The 18,034-nt window shown below is 60.1% G+C and carries 19 protein-coding genes; 11 read left to right on the forward strand and 8 right to left on the reverse strand.

The genetic code is table 11. From position 1 onward, the window contains the following. Window positions 1-54: 54 nt before the first annotated feature. Genes ASE26_RS20705 through ASE26_RS20720 form a run of 4 tightly spaced genes read left to right on the forward strand, consistent with a single transcriptional unit; the run spans window position 55 to window position 4,221 of the window. Window positions 55-2,325, forward strand: a complete 2,271-nt coding sequence (locus ASE26_RS20705) for a nitric-oxide reductase large subunit (protein WP_055925681.1) — start codon at window positions 55-57, stop codon at window positions 2,323-2,325. 3 nt (window positions 2,326-2,328) lie between these two features. Beyond that, window positions 2,329-2,724: an Rrf2 family transcriptional regulator gene (locus tag ASE26_RS20710; protein WP_055925684.1), complete on the forward strand. Its 396-nt coding sequence runs from the start codon at window positions 2,329-2,331 to the stop codon at window positions 2,722-2,724. A 10-nt stretch (window positions 2,725-2,734) separates the two neighbouring features. After that, the gene (locus ASE26_RS20715; protein WP_055925687.1) at window positions 2,735-2,962 is read left to right on the forward strand and encodes a DUF2249 domain-containing protein; all 228 of its coding nucleotides are present in this window, start codon (window positions 2,735-2,737) and stop codon (window positions 2,960-2,962) included. After that, window positions 2,962-4,221, forward strand: coding sequence for a hypothetical protein (locus ASE26_RS20720; protein WP_057246854.1), 1,260 nt, complete (start codon window positions 2,962-2,964; stop codon window positions 4,219-4,221). The genes ASE26_RS20715 and ASE26_RS20720 overlap by 1 nt, the downstream gene beginning before the upstream one ends. Here the strand turns inward: ASE26_RS20720 and ASE26_RS20725 are convergent. From ASE26_RS20725 to ASE26_RS20745, 5 genes are all read right to left on the reverse strand, one after another. Next, window positions 4,178-4,858, reverse strand: a complete 681-nt coding sequence (locus ASE26_RS20725; RefSeq protein WP_057246855.1) for a Crp/Fnr family transcriptional regulator — start codon at window positions 4,856-4,858, stop codon at window positions 4,178-4,180. The genes ASE26_RS20720 and ASE26_RS20725 overlap by 44 nt on opposite strands. 80 nt (window positions 4,859-4,938) lie before the next feature. Next, entirely contained in the window at window positions 4,939-6,339 is a 1,401-nt protein-coding gene (nirK, locus tag ASE26_RS20730) for a copper-containing nitrite reductase (protein WP_082507115.1), read from the reverse strand. A 177-nt stretch (window positions 6,340-6,516) separates the two neighbouring features. Then, window positions 6,517-8,310: a class C beta-lactamase gene (gene ampC, locus ASE26_RS30160; RefSeq protein WP_082591432.1), complete on the reverse strand. Its 1,794-nt coding sequence runs from the start codon at window positions 8,308-8,310 to the stop codon at window positions 6,517-6,519. A gap of 13 nt (window positions 8,311-8,323) precedes the next feature. After that, window positions 8,324-10,084, reverse strand: a complete 1,761-nt coding sequence (gene blaOXA / locus ASE26_RS30165) for a class D beta-lactamase (RefSeq protein WP_156409976.1) — start codon at window positions 10,082-10,084, stop codon at window positions 8,324-8,326. Continuing rightward, window positions 10,081-10,461 (reverse strand): BlaI/MecI/CopY family transcriptional regulator, encoded by a 381-nt coding sequence (locus tag ASE26_RS20745; protein ID WP_055925697.1) that lies wholly within the window; start codon window positions 10,459-10,461, stop codon window positions 10,081-10,083. The genes blaOXA and ASE26_RS20745 overlap by 4 nt, the downstream gene beginning before the upstream one ends. A 148-nt stretch (window positions 10,462-10,609) precedes the next feature. Here ASE26_RS20745 and ASE26_RS30815 point away from each other — a divergent pair, with 148 nt between their 5' ends. From ASE26_RS30815 to ASE26_RS20760, 4 genes are all read left to right on the forward strand, one after another. Then, the gene (locus tag ASE26_RS30815) at window positions 10,610-10,963 is read left to right on the forward strand and encodes a hypothetical protein (RefSeq protein ID WP_156397860.1); all 354 of its coding nucleotides are present in this window, start codon (window positions 10,610-10,612) and stop codon (window positions 10,961-10,963) included. Between the two features lie 15 nt (window positions 10,964-10,978). Next, window positions 10,979-11,329 (forward strand): hypothetical protein, encoded by a 351-nt coding sequence (locus ASE26_RS20750; protein WP_057246856.1) that lies wholly within the window; start codon window positions 10,979-10,981, stop codon window positions 11,327-11,329. 144 nt (window positions 11,330-11,473) lie between these two features. Then, window positions 11,474-11,788, forward strand: coding sequence for a hypothetical protein (locus tag ASE26_RS20755; RefSeq protein ID WP_057246857.1), 315 nt, complete (start codon window positions 11,474-11,476; stop codon window positions 11,786-11,788). A 210-nt stretch (window positions 11,789-11,998) separates the two neighbouring features. Further along, complete coding sequence (locus ASE26_RS20760; RefSeq protein ID WP_156409977.1) at window positions 11,999-12,604, forward strand: hypothetical protein; 606 nt, start codon at window positions 11,999-12,001, stop codon at window positions 12,602-12,604. Between the two features lie 180 nt (window positions 12,605-12,784). Here the strand turns inward: ASE26_RS20760 and ASE26_RS20765 are convergent, their stop codons facing one another. Genes ASE26_RS20765 through ASE26_RS20775 form a run of 3 tightly spaced genes read right to left on the reverse strand, consistent with a single transcriptional unit; the run spans window position 12,785 to window position 14,727 of the window. Continuing rightward, window positions 12,785-13,522 (reverse strand): UDP-2,3-diacylglucosamine diphosphatase, encoded by a 738-nt coding sequence (locus tag ASE26_RS20765; RefSeq protein ID WP_229208192.1) that lies wholly within the window; start codon window positions 13,520-13,522, stop codon window positions 12,785-12,787. Between the two features lies 1 nt (window position 13,523). Then, window positions 13,524-14,015, reverse strand: a complete 492-nt coding sequence (locus ASE26_RS20770; RefSeq protein WP_055925711.1) for a peptidylprolyl isomerase — start codon at window positions 14,013-14,015, stop codon at window positions 13,524-13,526. Window positions 14,016-14,046: 31 nt separating this feature from the next. Next, window positions 14,047-14,727 carry a peptidylprolyl isomerase gene (locus ASE26_RS20775; RefSeq protein ID WP_082591433.1) on the reverse strand — a complete coding sequence of 227 codons (681 nt, stop codon included), beginning with the start codon at window positions 14,725-14,727 and terminating at the stop codon, window positions 14,047-14,049. 183 nt (window positions 14,728-14,910) lie between these two features. Between ASE26_RS20775 and cysS the strand changes: the two genes are divergently transcribed. The 3 genes from cysS to ASE26_RS20790 all read left to right on the forward strand — a co-directional run bounded on the left by cysS (window position 14,911) and on the right by ASE26_RS20790 (window position 17,996). After that, window positions 14,911-16,308 carry a cysteine--tRNA ligase gene (gene cysS / locus ASE26_RS20780; RefSeq protein ID WP_057246860.1) on the forward strand — a complete coding sequence of 466 codons (1,398 nt, stop codon included), beginning with the start codon at window positions 14,911-14,913 and terminating at the stop codon, window positions 16,306-16,308. Beyond that, complete coding sequence (locus tag ASE26_RS20785) at window positions 16,308-16,955, forward strand: DNA-3-methyladenine glycosylase (protein ID WP_055925716.1); 648 nt, start codon at window positions 16,308-16,310, stop codon at window positions 16,953-16,955. The genes cysS and ASE26_RS20785 overlap by 1 nt, the downstream gene beginning before the upstream one ends. Window positions 16,956-17,021: 66 nt before the next feature. Beyond that, window positions 17,022-17,996: an acetyl-CoA carboxylase carboxyltransferase subunit alpha gene (locus ASE26_RS20790; RefSeq protein WP_055925719.1), complete on the forward strand. Its 975-nt coding sequence runs from the start codon at window positions 17,022-17,024 to the stop codon at window positions 17,994-17,996. The last annotated feature ends 38 nt before the right edge of the window (window positions 17,997-18,034 follow it).

An 18,034-nucleotide genomic window follows, 5' to 3' on the forward strand; every position in this document is an offset into this window, starting at 1 on the left:
GCGGCTGTATTCTGGCCAAAAACATACATTTGAAACACCACAAAAGGAGCTATCATGCACGCCACTAAGAAGTTATGGACGTGGCTCGCCATTATCTGCCTGCTATCGTTCTCGGTACTGGGCTGGGTGGGCCGCGAAATTTACCTGAAAGCGCCTCCAATAGCGCAAGTCGTCGACGACACCGGGGCGGTGCTGTACACCGCTGACCAGGTCAAATACGGCCAGAGCGCCTGGCTGTCCGCTGGCGGCCAGCAACTGGGCACCGTATGGGGCCACGGCTCCTACCTGGCGCCTGACTGGTCGGCCGACTGGCTGCACCGCGAAGCAGTCGCACTGCAAGACCTGTTCGCACGCAAGAACTTCAGCAAGGACTACGCCCAGCTCGAAGCCGGCGCAAAAGCCCACGTTGATGCACTGGTGAAGGGCGAGCTGCGCACCAACACCTACAACGCTGAAGCCAATGAAGTGAAGCTGTCGGCTATCCGCGCTGAAGCAGTGCGCACCGTAGCAAACCACTATACTGGCCTGTTCGGCAACGCCGAGCAGTACGACAAGCTGCGCGAACAGTATGCAATGGCGCCTAACACGCTGCCGGAAGCCACCGACCGCACTGCGCTGACCGGTTTCTTCTTCTGGTCTTCGTGGGCTGCGGCCGCCGACCGTCCAGGCGAAGTTGGCCTGAGCTACACCAGCAACTGGCCGCATGAACCGCTGATCGACAACACCCCGACCGCCGGCGCCGGCATCTGGTCGATCGCTTCGATCATCCTGATGATCGGCGCTATCGCCGGCATGCTGTTCTACCACGGCATGCACAAGGAAGAAGACGATCCTGTGCCGCCGAAGAACGATCCGCTGTTCAGCATGAAGGCTACGCCTTCGATGAAGGCCACCAAGAAGTACTTCCTGGTCGTGATCGGCCTGATCCTGGCGCAAGTCGGCATGGGCGTGATCACCGCGCACTTTGCGGTCGAAGGTTCAAGCTTCTTCGGTATCCCGCTGGCGAATGTGCTGCCGTTCACCGTCAGCCGCACCATCCACACCCAGTTCGCCGTGCTGTGGATCGCGACTGCCTGGCTGGCTACCGGCCTGTATATCGCTCCTGCGATCTCGGGCGCGGAACCGAAGTTCCAGAAGCTGGGCACCGACGTACTGTTCTACGCGCTGCTGTTCATCGTGGTGGGTTCGACTGCAACCGGCTGGCTGGGCACCCTGCAACACAGGGGCGTTGACTTCTCGTTCTGGCTGGGCAACCAGGGCCTCGAGTTCACCTCGATGGGCCGTGTATGGCAAATCCTGCTGTTCGTCGGCTTGCTGTTCTGGGCCTTCCTGCTCGGCCGCGGCCTGTGGCCGGCACTGAAGAAACCATCGGAAAGCCGCGGCATCATTGCCATGGTGTTCCTGGCTGCACTGTGCATCGGCGGCTTCTACGCTACTTCCCTGACCTGGGGCAAGGGCACCCACTACTCGATGATCGAGTACTGGCGCTGGTGGCTGGTCCACCTGTGGGTGGAAGGCTTCTTCGAAGTGTTCGCAACCGCTGTCATCGCACTGCTGTTCACCCGCCTGGGCCTGATCCGCGCTGCTTCGGCAAATAGCGCCATCATCCTGGAAACCATCGTGTTCCTGTTCGGCGGCATCCTGGGCACCTTGCACCACCTGTACTTCACCGGTACGCCTACTTCGGTGATCGCTATCGGCGCCATGTTCTCGGCCCTGGAAGTGGTTCCGCTGTCGCTGATCGGCATTGAGGCCTACCGCAACTACAAGCGTTCGCAGTCGGCGCCATGGCTGGCCTCTTACAAATGGGCCATCCTGTGCTTCATCGCCGTGGGCTTCTGGAATACCGTGGGCGCTGGCCTGCTGGGCTTCTCGATCAACACCCCGATCGCGCTGTACTACATGCAAGGCCTGAACATGACCGCTGCACACGGCCACGCTGCGCTGTTTGGTGTGTACGGCATGCTGGGTATCGGCCTGATGCTGTTCTGCCTGCGCGGCCTGGTTGACCGCTTCGCATGGTCGGACAAGCTGCTGGCATCGATGTTCTGGTTCCTGAATATCGGCTTGGCCATGATGGTGTTCATCTCGCTGGTTCCTGCCGGTATCTACCAGGCTGCCGCTGCCATCACCAAGGGCATGTGGTATGCCCGTTCGCCTGAGGTGGTGCACTCCACCTTCATGGAAACCGCGGTCTGGCTGCGTGTTCCTGGCGATATCGTGTTCGCGATTGGCTGCCTGTTCCTCGCCCTGTTCGCCCTGCGCCTGATCGGCAAGGCGAAGAAGGAAGAGACCGTGGCAGAAGGCGTGGCGCTGGAGAACTAAGCAATGCGCCTCACGGGCCACACCGACTATGCCTTGCGCCTGCTGATGTACCTGGGCCGGCAGCAGGGCAGGCTGGTGACCGTGCAGGAGATCGCCAAGGCACACGGCATCTCCGAACATCACCTGCGCAAGGTGGCGCACCGGCTCGGCCAGGCCGGGCTGGTGGCCACCTGGCGCGGACGGGCCGGTGGCCTGCGCCTGGCGCAGCCGCCGGCTTCGATTTCGGTGGGCGCCGTAGTGCGCCTGGCCGAAGCCGACTTCACGATCGTTGAATGTTTTAATGCCACGCGCAATACCTGCCAGCTGGCCGGCGCCTGCCGCCTGCAGGCGGGATTGCACAGGGCGACCGAGGCTTACCTCGGTCATCTCGACCGCCAGACCCTGGCGGACCTCATCTGAAGGAACCATCATGAGTGCGCCTGAAATTTTGCTGGAGCTGTGCGGCATGGTGCCGCCTGAACCGATGGAGCGCGTATTGGAAGCGCTCGACCTGCTGCAACCTGGCCAGCATATCCGCATGGTCATCGACCGCGAGCCGGTTCCCCTCTACCGCATCCTCGAGAAGAACGGCTACCGCCACGCTACGTCGATGCGCGAAGACTATATCTACGAAATCCTGATTACCCACGCCGACTGATGCAACGCAAGCTGGCTTTCGAGCATACGCCCGGGCTGGCGCTGCCGCTGCGATTCCTGCTGGCGGCGCCGTGGTTCGGGGCATTGGCCGGACTGCTGCTGGTGTGGCAGGGCGCCGAAGCGATGAGCACGCGCTGGGCGCCGGCCACCTTGGCTGTGACCCATTTGCTGACCCTCGGTTTCCTTGGCATGGCCATGGCAGGTTCGCTGCTGCAGATGGTGCCGGTGGTTGCCGGCGTCGAGCTGCACTGGGCGCGCCGGCTCAGCCCCGTGATCTGGGGCGCCCTGGCCGGCGGCGCACTGCTGCTGGCGGCGGGCTTCCTGCATGGCTTGCCGTGGTGCCTGCGCGCGGCCGGCATCCTGCTGGCTGGCGCGTTTATCCTTCTTGTTGCCGTGCTGGCGCGGGCGCTGTCGCAGCGCTCCGCGCCGAACGCGCTTCCCGTCGTCGCCGGCATGCGCCAGGCCGTGCTGGCGCTGGCCTGCGCCGTGACGATCGGCGTGGCGCTGGCGGCTTTCCTGGTTGGCGCGGTGCGCCTGCGCGTGATGGAGTGGACCAATGTGCATGCCGCCTGGGCCCTGGTGGGCTGGGTCGGCGTGCTGGTGGTGTCGGTGGTGTTCCAGGTGGTGCCGATGTTCCAGTCCACCCAATTATTCCCGCGCCAACTGGCCTTCACGCTGCCGCCGCTATGCCTTGGCGGGCTGGTGCTGTGGACCGTCGGCTACCTGCTTAACCAGCCGTGGCAATGGATCGGGGCGGGCCTGGTGAGCGTTTGCCTGGGCCTGTTCGCGGTCTATACGCTGGTGCTGCTGTTCCGCCGCAAGCGCGCGGCCGATGTGTCGACCTGGTACTGGTGGCTGTCGCTTGGCTCGCTGCTGGCCAGCGTTGCCGTGTTCCTTTGCCCGCGCGGCATAGACAAAGCGCTGGTGCTTGGCGTGCTGTTTATTGTCGGCTTTGCCATGTCGGCGGTGAACGGCATGCTGTACAAGATCGTGCCGTTCCTGTTGTGGTATCACGGGCAGCACGCCGGCTGCGATGTGCCGGGCGTGCGCCAGCTGATGCCGGAGAGCGAACCGCGCGTGCAATTCGCCTGGCATGCCGCCAGCGTGGTGCTGCTGCTTGCCGCTGCCATCGCACCCGGCTGGCTTGCCCAGGCGGCAGGTGGGGTATTGGCAGTTGCCTGCATGCGCCTGGGCTTCGACCTGGCGCTGGCTGCGATCAGCCTTCGTAAGCTCGCAAACGAGCAGAATCAAGAATCTTGATCTGGCGGCCGTTCACGGCAATCATGCCCTGGTCGGCCAGCTCGTGCAGCACGCGCGAGAAGTATTCCGGCGTCAGGTTCAGGCGCGAGGCCAGCAGCTTCTTGCTGACGGCCAGCGTGATCTCGGAACCATCCCCCGCATCGTCATCCTTCAACAGATAGCCAATAATGCGCTGGCTGCCTGAGCGCAGCGAGTAGGCTTCCACGTCCGAAATCAGGCCATGCAAGCGGCGGCTCATGCCGGCCAGCATGCGGCGGGCGAACTGCGCATTGCGCGCCAGTTCGGCGAATACGGTGTGTTTGGAGATGTGCAGCAGCATGCAGTCGCTGACAGCGTGGGCGGTGACGATGTAGGGCTTTTCCATGAACATCAGCGCTTCGCCGAAGCTGTGCCCCGGGCCGATGATCTCGACGATCTTCTCGTTGCCCTGGACGGAAAGGAAGCTGAGTTTGACCTGGCCGAATATGACCATGTGGAAGCCGATGCATGGATCGCCGCGCTGGAAGACTGCGCTGCCGCGCGGGATGTGGTGTTCGGTGGTGCCGGCAGCCACCAGCGTCAGCTCCTCCGGCGACAGGTCTGCGAACAGGGGCAGTCGCTTGAGGAACTCGCGGTGGTCGATTTTGGGGCTTGGCATGTGGTTCTCCTGAAATGGCAAAAGGACCCGCTGGGCGGGTCCTGTCCTGGTTAAGGTAATGTCGGTTCTAATCCTGAAGATCAGTGGCCCGAGTCACCGTCAGGCTTGCTGCTGGTCCGGAAGACTTCCGGATTCTCCTTGCCGGTCACGTAGAGGAAGCCGACCAGGCCTTTCTCCATCCGCGACAGGGCGTGGTCGACCAGGATGAAGCGTCCTGGCACCTCGGTCTTGAACTCGACCATCGTTGCGCCGCCGGGAGCCACGGTCGTGGTCTGCACGTTTTGCAGCGGAGGCGAAGTCAGGTCGCCCAGGTTGTAGACGCGGTCGAACACTTCACCGATCACGTGGAAGCTGGAGGTTGCGTTAGGACCGCCGACACCGAAGAAGATGCGGACGGTTTCGCCGACCTTGGCTTCCATGCGGTGGGTTTTGGTCAACGCATCGTGGGTGCCGTTGAACATCAGGTGTTCCGGTTGTTCGGCCAGCAGTTTGTCCAGCGAGAATTCGGCTTCACCTGGAGTGCCGTGTTTCTGCGCGGTGTACAGCTCGCCCTGCATCACGTAGAACTCCTTGTCGACCTTCGGCAGGCCGCCTTCCGGTTCCACCAGGATCATGCCGTACATGCCGTTGGAGATGTGCTGGGCCACCATCGGGGTAGCGCAGTGGTACACGTACAGGCCCGGGTTGAGGGCCTTGAAGGTGAAGCTCTTGGTGCTGCCTGGAGCCGCCTGTGTCACCGCAGCGCCGCCGCCTGGTCCGGTCACGGCATGGAAGTCGACCGAGTGGATCATATGGCTGTCCTTGGCGTTGGACATGTCGACATTCACGGTATCGCCCACACGGACGCGGATGAACGGGCCTGGAACCTTGCTGTTGAAGGTCCAGTATTTGTAGGTGGTGCCATCCATCATCTGGCCGAGCACCTCGGTGGTGTCCAGCTTCACGTTGACAGTTTGCGGGCCGCGTTTGCCGACAGGCGTGCCCACTTCCGCTGGGCTGCGCGAAACGTCGGCACCTTTTGGTGCTGCTTTGAGTTCGCCTTCGCCAACGATGATCTTGCCGATCATGCCTGCAGCCACGTGGCCTGGCAGGGAGCAGATGTAAGTGAATTCGCCTTTCTTGTCAGCCTTGAACACGATGGCGGTCGATGCGCCTTTGTCTTTCAGCTGGTTCGACTTGACTTTGAAGTCAGGCACCGAGATGTCGTGGGTTGCGCCATCGCCGTTGACCAGGTTGATCTGCACCACAGCACCTTCCGGCACGCGCAAGGTCGGATTGGCCTTGCCCTTGGATTCGCCGGCGTCGCTGACGAAAACCAGCTTACCGTCTGCGATATCGGTGTGCAGGGTAAAGGTCACGTCGGGACGATATTGGACTGCAGTGCTGCCGCCGTGCTGGCCATGTTGTGCATAAGCTGGCGCCAAGGTTGCTGCGCCGATCACCAGTGCAGCGATGGCTTTGGACATCAGGGTCGGTTTCATTTTCTTCTCACAGGTTTGTCCGGCACGGGATTGCGCCGTTTGACAAGCAAATCTTATGTTTTACATGCATGTTATTGAATTGACGCAGGTCAAAAATTTGGAAAGAACTGCGTATTCTCAATGCAAGTCAGTTATTTTTGATCTAGATCAAGCCGTGAGAAGACCCCGCGCCACACCCTATGGCGCCAATTGCTGGAGAATCGTGTAGGCCGCCTTGATGCGGTCCTCGTTCGGATAGGTGGAATTTGCCAACATGACAATGCCGATCTTCTTTTTCGGCACGAAAACCGCATAGGCGCCGAAGCCTCCCGTGGAGCCGGTTTTGTGGAACAGGGTGGCGCCGCCTGCCGCGCCGCGCGCGTCGAGCCGTTTGGCCGCAACCAGTTCGCGAGTCATCGACGGGGCGCTGCCGCTTTGCAGGCGCTCCAGTGAGACAGGATAGGGGTACTGTTCCCAGCCAAGGCCTTGTACCAGTGGGCCGGCTTCAAAATAAGGCACGTGGGTTGCCGCGACGGCGCGTCGCATGGACGGCTCCAGGCGGCCCGGATCGATATTCGCCTGCACGAAGCGCAGCAGGTCTGCGCTGCTGGTTTTGACGCCGTAAGCCTCTGCGTCAAAGGGGCCGGGATTCACACGGACTTGCAGGTCGCCCTTGTAGCCCCAGGCGTAGTTCGCCATCGCGTGCTCCGGCACATCTTCGTAGGTGTTGTTCATGCCGAAGCGGGGGAAGATCTCGGACACCATCGCAGTCGCGAAATCCTTTCGTAGCGCAGCTGCGGCGGCGTGTCCAAGCAAGCCAATGCTGGGGTTCGAGTAACGGCGTTTGGCACCCGGCGCTGCGTCCGCCTTCCATGCGCGGAAGAAGGCCATTTCCCGGCCCTCGCGTACATCGTCAGGGAATTGCAGCTTAAGCCCGCCGGCAGTGTAGGTACCGAGATGGAGCAGGGTGGCTTTGTCGATTTCGCTGCCTTTGAGTTGCGGCAGGTAGCGCGAAGGATGTGCGTCCAGCGACAGCTTGCCTTGCGCCTGCGCCCAGGTGGCCAGGGTGGCGGTCATGGCCTTGCTGACCGAGCCGATTTCGAACAGTGTGTTCTCGCTGACAGGCGCATTGGTTTCGCGCGAGGCGATGCCGTAGTTGAAGTAGTAGGGCTTGCCGTCCAGCGTGACGGCGACCGCCATACCGGGCATCCCATGCTCTGCCATCAACGGACGAATCGCGCCATCAACAGCGGAGCGCACTTTCAGCCCGCGCAGGAAGCTCTCGCGCACCTCCATGCCATTACCATCGCCGACCTGGGCGAAGACGACGCGCTGGCCGCCGCGTTCAAGCCAGCCTACATACCAGCCCAGCTCTCGGCCGCCATCGCTGCCGCTGCCGGTCTTGCCGAAGACCTGCCAGCCGCCGACTTGCTCGGGCCATTTGACCAGCGTTCGAGCCATGTCGTAAGCATTCGGTTTGACGTCCAGGCCGCGGTTGACGACTCGACGCAGGAAAGCGATTTGCTCGTCCGGCGAAATGCGCAGCGAAGAGCCGAGCCAGGATTCCGACAGGCCGTTGTTCTTGCCTGGATCTCCGCTGACATCCGCATTGCCATAGTCGAAACGCTTGACGTAGCTTGCGAAGCGCTCCTCGCCCAGTTGCAGCGTGACTTGCTGGGAATACCAGACGACCGACTCCTTCATCCACGAACTCGGATCGTGCGATTGCCGCCATACGGGACGCCAATCCACGTAGCCTTGCTTGAAGGGGAGCACGGGGGCATGCTCGTCCCACAGCACGCCCGCATCGTAGCCCATCAGCGCGAGCGGCAGCTTGAAGGTCGACATCGGCGGCAGGCGTTTATCGCACACGCCATCGTGCGCCAGCCACTTGCCGCTGGCCGCATCGGCCATAGCCAGGCAATGCTCTGCAGAATACGCGAGCAAAGGGAGGCCCAGCCCTGCAAGCAGGGCGAAGATTTTGCGTTTCATTTTTTTTCTCGGTTTAGAGTTTTGCGAGTTGCGCGGGGAGTTCGCGCAGGAAGGCTTCTTTGGTGCGCGGGCCCGCAGCACCTTCGATCAAAGTCTCGTCCTGGGCCAGGCGCGCGAACACGATGGTGCGCTGGCCATTGGTCGCCCAGCCTACGAACCAGCCGTAGGACCGGGAGTAGTCGTCCTTGCCGTCCGGGCCGACGGGGGCACCGGTACCGGTTTTGCCGAAGACTTGCCATCCGTTCGGCAGGTCTTTCACTTTCAGCAGTTGCGCGGTCTGCTCGTGCGCATACAGCGAAACCGGGAGCTCTTTGCGCACCAGCCGGCGCAGGAAGGTTGTCTGCTCGTCGGGCGAAATCTGCATCGAAGAACCGACCCACGACCAGGTCAGGCCGTTGTCTTTGCTCTTGTCTCCGCCGATGTCGCGGTTACCGTAGCCGAAGCCCTGCACATAACGCTCGAATCGCTCGCGGCCAATATGCTGCGTCACCTGCTGGGCGTACCAGACGGCCGAATAGCTGATCCACTGGCTCGGATCCATATCGCGGCGCCACTGCTTGTTCCAGGCCTGATAGCTCTCCCGATAAGGCAGCAGCGGCGCATGCTGGTCTTTCAGGAAGCCGCTGTCAAAGCCCATCAGGCTGACGGCAATGTTGAAGGTCGATACCGGTGTAATGCGCGCAGTGCAATCGCCTTCGCGCAGCAGCGGCTTGCCGCTGGCGGCATCGACAAAGGTCGTGCAATTCAGTGCTGCGACCGATTGCGCAGAAGGCGAAACGCTCCATGCCAATGCCGGTTGCAGCGCGAAATTGCCGCCGACGATAGCGAGCAGCGCCGCAGCTGTCGCAGCACGCGCCCACATTGCGCGGCGCGAATTGGCAGGCGTTCGGATCAGCGACACGCGCTCCGTCAGCGTGTTCGCATCGATGCTGCCAAATGCCAGCGCGCCTTGCGGTGTAAGATGCTGCAGCTTGAGCTGAGCCAACAGCGCGGCTGCATAGGCTTTGCGCTGCGATGCCGGGCGCCCACGCAGCACGTCGCGATCGCAGCCAAGTTCCTGCGCCCAGGTCAGGTTGGCGCGCAGCAGGCGCATGAAGGGATTGAACCACAACAGCGTTTGCAGCAGCATGCCGGCGGCCATCCAATGCAGGTCATGGCGGCGCAGGTGGGTCATCTCATGTTCGACAATCATTTCGCGCTGCAGCTTATCGAAACCGACCAAATGGCGCGGCAGCAGCAGGCGAGGGCGGAAAAGGCCATGCAGCATCGGAGAAATCGGCGCATCCACTTCAATGATGTCGGCATCGCCAGCGCTCGCAACATCGCCGGTTTGCGCCAGGCGATTCAGCATGCGCTGCGCGCGCCAAACGGTGGCTGTCGACCAGGCCAGCCCGAGCAGGTACACGCACAGCCACAATTGCGCGCCATGCAGCATCCAGACACGCGAACCGGCAGAATCACCTGCATCGCGCGCCTCTTCGGCAGTTGTAATAGGCAGGGCCGGGGCCTTTGGCGCCGCAATATAGTGGGTGACCGTTTCAGTGGCCGCTTCAAGTGGAGGAATCAGGCGCACACGTTCGCTGTGCGGCAGCAGCATCAATGTAAAAGTCGCCAGCACGGCCAACTGGCCAAGCAGCCATAGGGATCGTTGCGCTGCCAGAGCGGGCAAAAAGCGCCGGAGCAGGGCGCTTAGAGCCCACACGCTGAAGCCCGCGGCAAAGCAGCCAAGGCTCGCCAACAGGAAGCGCATCAACAGCAAGTCGAAGTCGCTCACTTTACGTCGTCCTCATCGGGCCAGTCGGACAGCATTTGCTCGAGCTGTGCCAGTTCGCTGGCATCCACCAGCTTACTGCCGGCGAACATGTTCACCGGCAGCGGGGTGTCCAGCTCCATGATGCGCGTGCCGAAATCGCGGGCGTAAGCGGCCAGGGTTTCAACTTTATCCAGCAAGGCCTCATAGACCTGCACGCCATGGCGGACGTGCTGCACAATCATTTGTTTCTCCATCATGCGCTCGACTGTCTTGCGCGTGGACGAGAACGACCATGCCAGTTCATCCTCCACCGACTCGTGGATTTCGCGTGCGCTTAGAGGCGCCTGGCGCCAGAGAGCTTTCAGGACGCAGAGTTCGGGAGTAGATGGAATCAGCATGGACTTACGAAGTTTGTGACGATGTGCGACAGTATGCGACAGTTGTCGCAATGATGTCAAGCGAGTGGCGTTGCAAATTAATCAATTGATTGTAGGTAACAGGGGATTGGGCGGTGCTAACATCGCGTGATTGACCTTGGAGTTAGCAATGATTGAACAAAGATTTTCGGCGGAAGCATTTGCGAAAGCCGGCGTTGGAACGCCGGAGGCTAGAGAGCTTTCCAAGCAATTAAGGACTGCCATTCTCGAACACCTTGAACCTGCGCTTGCTGCATCGATGCGATCTGTCATTGATCATCTTAATTCGATGGGGCATAAGCTGGCGCCGTATGGACCACAGTTAGTTGGAGACAAGCATTATCGTGAGCTGAGCCGGGATGGGCCTGATGGCTACAGATTTTTGGTCGGGCTGGATGCGGTCGTAAGCGTCGGCTACCCGCATACCACTGACGCCGGAGACCCTTTGGGTGTCGTGTCCGATGATGAAGGTTCAGTTCAATGAAAGGATGGAAATTTGATGAGGTGGTGGAAAACGCTGCTCCTTACTACTGCCACCATTTTTGTAGAGGCTTGCAGTCATCAGGATGAGATTACGCCGCGCGGCTATGTACTCATGATCGATGGGGGATTGCAGCAGCAACGTAAAGCAATTGCCAAGGCATTGTTAGGCGACAAAAAGGTAGCGATTGCCGGCCCTTTGGTATGGGCTGATGACGGGACCAAGACGAATGCAGTACCCGACTATGGATGGATCACCGCCACTGGCGCCATCATCGTTCAGAGCGAAAAGTACGGTGTGCTCTTGATTGAGGAGCCGACCATTATAGAGGGCAAGGTGGCCTGGAGTTGCGTCGTGTATCCCGCATAGGCAAAGCCGAAGTTGTGCGGTTTCGAAAAAGGTAAGCCATCAGGGGATGAATGTCGTCGCGTCACGAAGTGATGAAGCCAGGGTTGGCAATGAATTCAGTGAGATAGTGGAGGGCCAAGGATGGGCGCAAAAACGTGATTGTTGATGTATGCCGATGGTGATCCGATCGACCGGCTGCGCTCACGGCTGAAGCTGGACCGCGAGGCCAGTGCTGCGCTGGTGTCGCGCCTCGTCGAAGCGCCGTTCTGGTCGGGTGAGCGGCCAGTGGGTGATCCTGGGGATAATTCCAGCAATTACCCGCTTTCGTTCCATCCGTTGGAAATGGGAGAGGCTGCGCTTGAAAACTTGTTCGGCTACCAGTTGGAAGGTAACCTCGACTCGGAGTCATTGGACCCGGACTCGGTCCCACTCATGGCTTTCACAGCCGTGAAGAAGCCATGGTGGAAAAGACTGGCATAGAACTTCAAATGCAAGAGGGGTGGGGCGTCGTTGCCGCAATCGATTCTGGCGCCATGGATCGTTGCACTTTGCCGGTCCTTGTTACGTGATGCGATACTCCGTGTTACTTGCCCGCCTGGATATGCCCGCTAGACTGTCGTGAAGTGTCGAATGAACTCGGTGCGCCGGAATCAGGTTCCGGACATCGCAATCTCATGGACAGGAGGCATCATGCCGCGCGAAAGCATCAGCAGGTATAACGGGACTTGGGGAATATGCGGTTTCACCTCTGCCCTGAGCCACCTGTACACCACGGACGTCCGCTTGCAGAACCAGATTGACACGAAAACACCGCGCACCATCCAGCTGGGGTTGCTGGTCGAGGTGCTGACGTTCCTGAAATACGTGCGCGCGTTCCGGGCTGACTTGATCCCGGGACTCGAAGTGTTGAACAAGGAACTCAAATCGCCTCTGATGCATCTTGGCGTTGAAGGATATATCCAGATGGCTGACTTGGCCGTGCGTAGCAAGCGCTTAATTGGAGAGAGCAATGATTTCCAATGCGCGTTGACGCCGGAAGCGTTGACCCTGTATGTGCAGGAAATATGCGGTATACCAACGGCAACCCTCACCAGCGATGCCGATCCGGGCGGGCAAGGCCTCCTGGGGATCATGAGCAGCCAGAACAAATTGGTGCATTGGGTCTATCGTGACGGTGGAGGGAATGTGTATAACTGGGGGAAGGTGATGTCCTCCGTCGAATGGCCTATCGATGACGATTGTGGATTGCAGGTGGAAGGACTCCACCATGTGGGATGCCACGTCTCACTGGTCTGAGCGCGTGGGCGTCTAGATTCGGTGCCAAGATTCGGTGCCAGGTCTGTCATTTGGACACGCGCCAACGCCCTTTGATCTTTCTCAATACGCAAATCTGCCATCTTTCGCGTATTGAGAAAGATCAAATGTTTGCGCTAGCTGTCCGAATGACAGACCTGGCACCGACTTTTGGCCGCGAGTTTAGATTGCGGTGCCGTCGAGCGTGTGGCGGGTGATGGCGCCGTTGTCGGCGATGCTGATCCAGCCGCCGCGTGGGGGCGTGGATTCTGGTTCCCAGTCCGGCAGCACGTAGCGGTGGGTGCCGGCGACTTCGTGCAGGGCGGGGCGGTGGGTGTGGCCGTGGATCATGATCGTGGTGCCGGTTTGGGCGAACACGTCGGCGATCGCTTCGGGCGTTACATCCATGATTTCGTAGGACTTCTCGGCGTGACCTTGCTTGCTCTGCTCGCGCAGGCCGGCAATGATCTGCTTGCGCTGGGCGAGCGGCATGGACAGGAATTGCTGCTGCCACGCGGGCTGGCGCACTTGCGCGCGGAACGCCATGTATTTCATGTCTTGGGTACATTGGGCGTCGCCGTGCACCAGCACGATGCGCTGGCCGTAGACGTCGATCACCCAGGTTTCGGGCAGCAGGGTCAGGCCCGCTGCGGCGGCGAAGGCTTCGCCGACCAGGAAGTCGCGGTTGCCCGCGATCCAGAATAGCTGTACGCCCGCGTCGCTGACGCGGCGCAGGGCGGTCACGATCTGCTGGTGGAACGGGTCCGGCAGGTCATCGTCACCCGCCCAATATTCAAAGATATCGCCCAGCAGGTAGAGCTGCTTTGCACCCAGCGCGTGTTCGTCGAGGAAGCGCAGGAACGCTTCCGTCAGCACCGGACGCGCCGGCTGCAAATGCAGGTCTGATACGAAGAGAATCAAATTAAGCCGCTTCGATCTTTTCAATGATGATGTCTTCCGCTGGCACGTCGGAGAACATGCCGGAACGGGTGGTCTTCACGCCTTTGATGGCGTCAACCACTTCGGTGCCCTGGGTAACTTTGCCGAACACGGCATAGCCCCAGCCGTCCTGGCCTGGGTAGTCCAGGAAGGAGTTGTTCTTCACGTTAATGAAGAACTGTGCGGATGCGGAGTGCGGTGCCGAGGTACGTGCCATGGCCAGGGTGTATGGCTCGTTTTTCAGGCCGTTCTTGGCTTCGTTTTCCACGGTCTGGTCAGCTGGCTTCTGCTTCATGCCTGGCTCGAAACCGCCGCCCTGGATCATGAAACCGTCGATCACGCGGTGGAAGATGGTGTTGTTGTAGTGGCCGGCCTTCATGTAGGTCAGGAAGTTCTCGACGGTCTTCGGTGCCTTTTCAGCGTCCAGCTCGGCAACGATGGTGCCTTTGTTGGTGGTGATGGTGATGGTGGTCATCTTATTGTCCTTTGGTGTTTCTAAAAAAGCGTTATTTTACAGGCTCCTGCTGCGGAACAGGAGTGGGCTCCTGGACCGGGGCAGGTTCTTGGGCTGGTGCAGGTTCGACAACTGGCGGTGGGGCCGGTGGGGCCGGCGGGACGATGCGGTTTTTCAGGACGATGGCCGATTTGATCACGACCGGGCGAACCGGGATGTTCTGGAAACCTGGCTTGTCATCCACCAGCAGCACTTTGATCTTGTCGACGGTCTCTTTGCCCTGGATGACTTTACCGAAGACGGCATAGCCGTGGCCTTTCATGTTCGGGTAGTCCAGGCCGATATTGTCGACCACGTTGATGAACCATTGCGAATTGGCGGAATTCGGCGAATCGTGGCGCGCCATCGAGATGGTGTAGGCGAGGTTGGACAGGCCGTTCTTTTCTTCGCTCTTGATGTCGGGGCGCAGCGGTTGTTTGGACTTCAGGTCGGCCGTATAGCCGCCGCCCTGTACCATGAAGCCGTTGATCACACGGTGGAAAATGGTGTCTTTGTAGAAGCCGCTCTTTACATAGGCGAGGAAGTTGGCGCTCGAGATCGGGGCCTTTTCCTGGTCCAGTTCGACGATGATTTCGCCAAGGTTGGTCTTGATCGACACTTGCGGGTTGTCGGCAGCTGCCGCGGCGCTGCCAATCAGCAGGCCGGCCAGCAGGGCAATCCATTTCTTCTGCATTCTTGTTTCCTTTATAAGAACTGCGACTCGCGTGCGCGAATTTTTCAATGCTATACTTCGCCAGACGTTCCATTCTAACAAAGTAGAACTATAACAAAGGGACCAAACATCCCCCTGGTACACACCGAGCACCGGTGCGACGCCCCAGGCGTTCGCGCCAGTGACCCGTTTACTTCGAGTCCGATGAGCAATTTAAAGATCTTCAACACGCTGGTACGCGAAAAGCAGTCGTTCAAACCCATTGATGCGGGCAAGGTCCGGATGTATGTCTGTGGCATGACCGTTTACGACTACTGCCACGTGGGCCATGGCCGCATGCTGATGGCGTTTGATGTCATCTATCGCTGGCTGAAGGCGTCGGGCTACGACGTGCGCTATGCGCGCAATATCACGGACATCGATGACAAGATCATCAAGCGCGCGGTCGAGAATGGCGAAACCATTGGCCAGCTGACCGGGCGCTTCATCAAGTTCATGGACGAGGATTGCGAGGCGCTGGGCATCCTGGATCCGACCGATGTGCCGAAGGCAACCCAATACGTGCCGCAGATGCTGGGCATTATCGAGAAGCTGGAAGCCAAAGACCTGGCTTACAAGGCTGCTGACGGCGACGTTAACTATGCCGTGCGCCAGTTTGAAGGCTATGGCAAGCTGTCGGGCAAGTCGCTGGATGACCTGCGCGCCGGTGAGCGCGTGGACGTTAACACCGGCAAGCGCGATCCGCTGGACTTCGTGCTGTGGAAGGCTGCCAAGGAATCCGAACCGGAAGAAGTGAAGTGGGATTCCAAGTGGGGCAAGGGCCGTCCGGGTTGGCACATCGAGTGCTCGGCGATGTCGTGCTCCCTGCTGGGCGAGACTTTCGACATCCATGGTGGCGGCGCTGACCTGCAGTTCCCGCACCACGAGAACGAAATCGCGCAGTCGGAAGGTGCTTCCGGCAAGACGCTGGCCAACTACTGGGTCCATAACGGCTTCGTGCGCGTGGACGGCGAGAAGATGTCCAAATCGCTGGGCAATTTCTTCACCATCCGCGAAGTGCTGAAGATGTTTGACGCGGAAGTTGTGCGCTTCTTCATCCTGCGCGCCCACTACCGCAGCCCGCTGAACTATTCGGACGTGCACCTGGATGACGCGCGCGGTGCGCTGACCCGCTTGTACACCGCGCTGGATGGCGTGGAAGGCGACGGCCAGCCGCTGGACTGGAACGAAGACAATGCCAAGCGCTTCGCCGAAGCGATGGACGATGACTTCAACACCCCTATCGCGGTGTCGGTGTTGTTCGACCTGGCTTCGGAAGTGAACAAGACCAAGTCGCCAGCCGCCGTGCGCCAACTGAAAGGCCTGGCCGCCGTACTGGGCCTGCTGGAGCGCAGCCCTGAGGAATACCGCAAGGCCGCTCCGAAAGGCGCGCAAGGCGAGGGCATGGACGAAGCGGCAATCGAAGCCGCCATCGCCAGCCGCGCCGCTGCCAAGAAGTCGCGCGACTTCGCCACTGCCGACAAGGTGCGTGCCGACCTGCTGGCAGCCGGCATCGTCCTCGAAGACAAGCCTGACGGCACCACGAACTGGCGCCGCGCGTAATGGTTCTATCCAGGGAAAACGGGGATCAGGCCCCGGTGCCGCCGTATTGGGAGGAAGCCAAGGCAGAGCTCATGAAGCGCGATCGCATCATGAACCGCCTGATTCCCCAATTCGGTGACCTGCACCTGGTCGGCCATGACGATCCGTTTATTACCCTGGCGCGCGCCATCGTCAACCAGCAGGTCACGACCCAGGTCGCCAATGCGGCGTGGGCCAAGCTGCTGGAGACCTGTCCCAAATTCACCCCGGCAGCCGTGCAAAAAGTCGGCGCCGCAGCGCTGGCGGGCTGCGGCCTGTCCAAGCGCAAGGCCGAATACATCCTGGATCTGGCCGACCATTTCAAGAATAAGAAGGTCCACGCCGCCCAATGGGCGCAGATGGATGACGAAGCCGTCATTTCCGAACTGGTTCAGATTCGCGGTATTACACGCTGGACAGCGGAGATGTTTTTGATATTTAATTTGCTCCGACCCAACGTGCTGCCGCTTGATGACAGCCGGCTGATCAGTGGGATCAGCCAGAACTATTTTTCCGGGGAGCCCGTGTCGCGCAGCGATGCGCGCGAGGTTTCGGCGAATTGGGAACCCTTCCGTACGGTCGCCACATGGTATTTATGGCGTAGCCTTGATCCGGTTCCGGTAAAATAGCGCAAATTCTCACCGGCAACCGTTATTGGCAATGTTGTCGGGGAAGCAAAAAACCTTGGAGGTACAATGATTAAAACGACTTTCCTCAATTTTGAGCAACCGATCGCGGAACTGGATTCCAAGATTGAAGAGCTGCGTTTCGTACAAGACGATTCGGCCGTCGACATTTCCGAAGAAATCGACCGCCTGGCCAAGAAGAGCCAACAGCTGACCAAAGATATTTACGCCAAGCTGACTCCTTGGCAGGTTTCCCAGATCGCCCGCCACCCGCAACGTCCATACACCATGGACTACGTGAACGAAATCTTCACCGACTTCCACGAACTGCACGGCGACCGCACTTATGCGGATGACCAGTCCATCATTGGCGGTTTTGCCCGTTTTAATGGCCAGCCTTGCATGGTCATCGGTCACCAGAAGGGCCGCGATACCAAAGAGCGCGCCATGCGCAACTTCGGCATGCCGAAGCCGGAAGGCTACCGCAAGGCCATGCGCCTGATGAAGCTGGCGGAAAAGTTCAACCTGCCTATCTTCACCTTCGTTGATACTCCTGGCGCATTCCCTGGCATCGACGCGGAAGAGCGCGGCCAGTCGGAAGCGATCGGCCATAACCTGTATGTGATGGCGGAACTGAAAGTGCCGCTGATCGCGACCATCATCGGCGAAGGCGGCTCCGGCGGCGCGCTGGCGATTGCAGTCGGCGATACCGTGCTGATGCTGCAGTACGCGACTTATTCGGTGATTTCGCCTGAGGGTTGCGCTTCGATCCTGTGGAAGACTTCCGAGCGCGCGTCCGATGCCGCTGAAGCGCTGGGCCTGACCGCGCACCGCCTGAAGGCGATTGGCCTGGTCGACAAGATCATCACCGAGCCGCTGGGTGGCGCACACCGCGATCCGAAGGAAATGGCCAAGATGCTGAAACGCGCGCTGGCGGATTCGCTGCGCCAGTTCCAGGGCGTCAAGACCAAGGACCTGCTGACTGCTCGCCATGAGAAGTTGATGAGCTACGGTAAGTTCAAAGAGACCACTGCTTCCGAATAAAACCGGCAAAGCGGTGTCTGACCCGCAGGGTCAGGCAC

The organism is Duganella sp. Root198D2, from assembly GCF_001428585.1.
Taxonomy (GTDB): Bacteria; Pseudomonadota; Gammaproteobacteria; order Burkholderiales; family Burkholderiaceae_D; genus Rugamonas.

Excerpts from the sequence above, each read along its gene's own strand:
- ASE26_RS30815 (WP_156397860.1), top strand. The coding sequence starts at position 10,610 with ATGATTGAACAAAGATTTTCGGCGGAAGCATTTGCGAAAGCCGGCGTT.
- ampC (WP_082591432.1), bottom strand. The coding sequence starts at position 8,310 with ATGAAACGCAAAATCTTCGCCCTGCTTGCAGGGCTGGGCCTCCCTTTG.
- ASE26_RS20760 (WP_156409977.1), top strand. The coding sequence starts at position 11,999 with ATGCCGCGCGAAAGCATCAGCAGGTATAACGGGACTTGGGGAATATGC.
- ASE26_RS20770 (WP_055925711.1), bottom strand. The coding sequence starts at position 14,015 with ATGACCACCATCACCATCACCACCAACAAAGGCACCATCGTTGCCGAG.
- ASE26_RS20725 (WP_057246855.1), bottom strand. The coding sequence starts at position 4,858 with ATGCCAAGCCCCAAAATCGACCACCGCGAGTTCCTCAAGCGACTGCCC.
- ASE26_RS20750 (WP_057246856.1), top strand. The coding sequence starts at position 10,979 with ATGAGGTGGTGGAAAACGCTGCTCCTTACTACTGCCACCATTTTTGTA.
- ASE26_RS20755 (WP_057246857.1), top strand. The coding sequence starts at position 11,474 with ATGTATGCCGATGGTGATCCGATCGACCGGCTGCGCTCACGGCTGAAG.
- ASE26_RS20705 (WP_055925681.1), top strand. The coding sequence starts at position 55 with ATGCACGCCACTAAGAAGTTATGGACGTGGCTCGCCATTATCTGCCTG.
- ASE26_RS20715 (WP_055925687.1), top strand. The coding sequence starts at position 2,735 with ATGAGTGCGCCTGAAATTTTGCTGGAGCTGTGCGGCATGGTGCCGCCT.
- ASE26_RS20785 (WP_055925716.1), top strand. The coding sequence starts at position 16,308 with ATGGTTCTATCCAGGGAAAACGGGGATCAGGCCCCGGTGCCGCCGTAT.
- ASE26_RS20790 (WP_055925719.1), top strand. The coding sequence starts at position 17,022 with ATGATTAAAACGACTTTCCTCAATTTTGAGCAACCGATCGCGGAACTG.
- ASE26_RS20710 (WP_055925684.1), top strand. The coding sequence starts at position 2,329 with ATGCGCCTCACGGGCCACACCGACTATGCCTTGCGCCTGCTGATGTAC.
- ASE26_RS20775 (WP_082591433.1), bottom strand. The coding sequence starts at position 14,727 with ATGCAGAAGAAATGGATTGCCCTGCTGGCCGGCCTGCTGATTGGCAGC.
- ASE26_RS20745 (WP_055925697.1), bottom strand. The coding sequence starts at position 10,461 with ATGCTGATTCCATCTACTCCCGAACTCTGCGTCCTGAAAGCTCTCTGG.
- nirK (WP_082507115.1), bottom strand. The coding sequence starts at position 6,339 with ATGAAACCGACCCTGATGTCCAAAGCCATCGCTGCACTGGTGATCGGC.
- ASE26_RS20720 (WP_057246854.1), top strand. The coding sequence starts at position 2,962 with ATGCAACGCAAGCTGGCTTTCGAGCATACGCCCGGGCTGGCGCTGCCG.
- cysS (WP_057246860.1), top strand. The coding sequence starts at position 14,911 with ATGAGCAATTTAAAGATCTTCAACACGCTGGTACGCGAAAAGCAGTCG.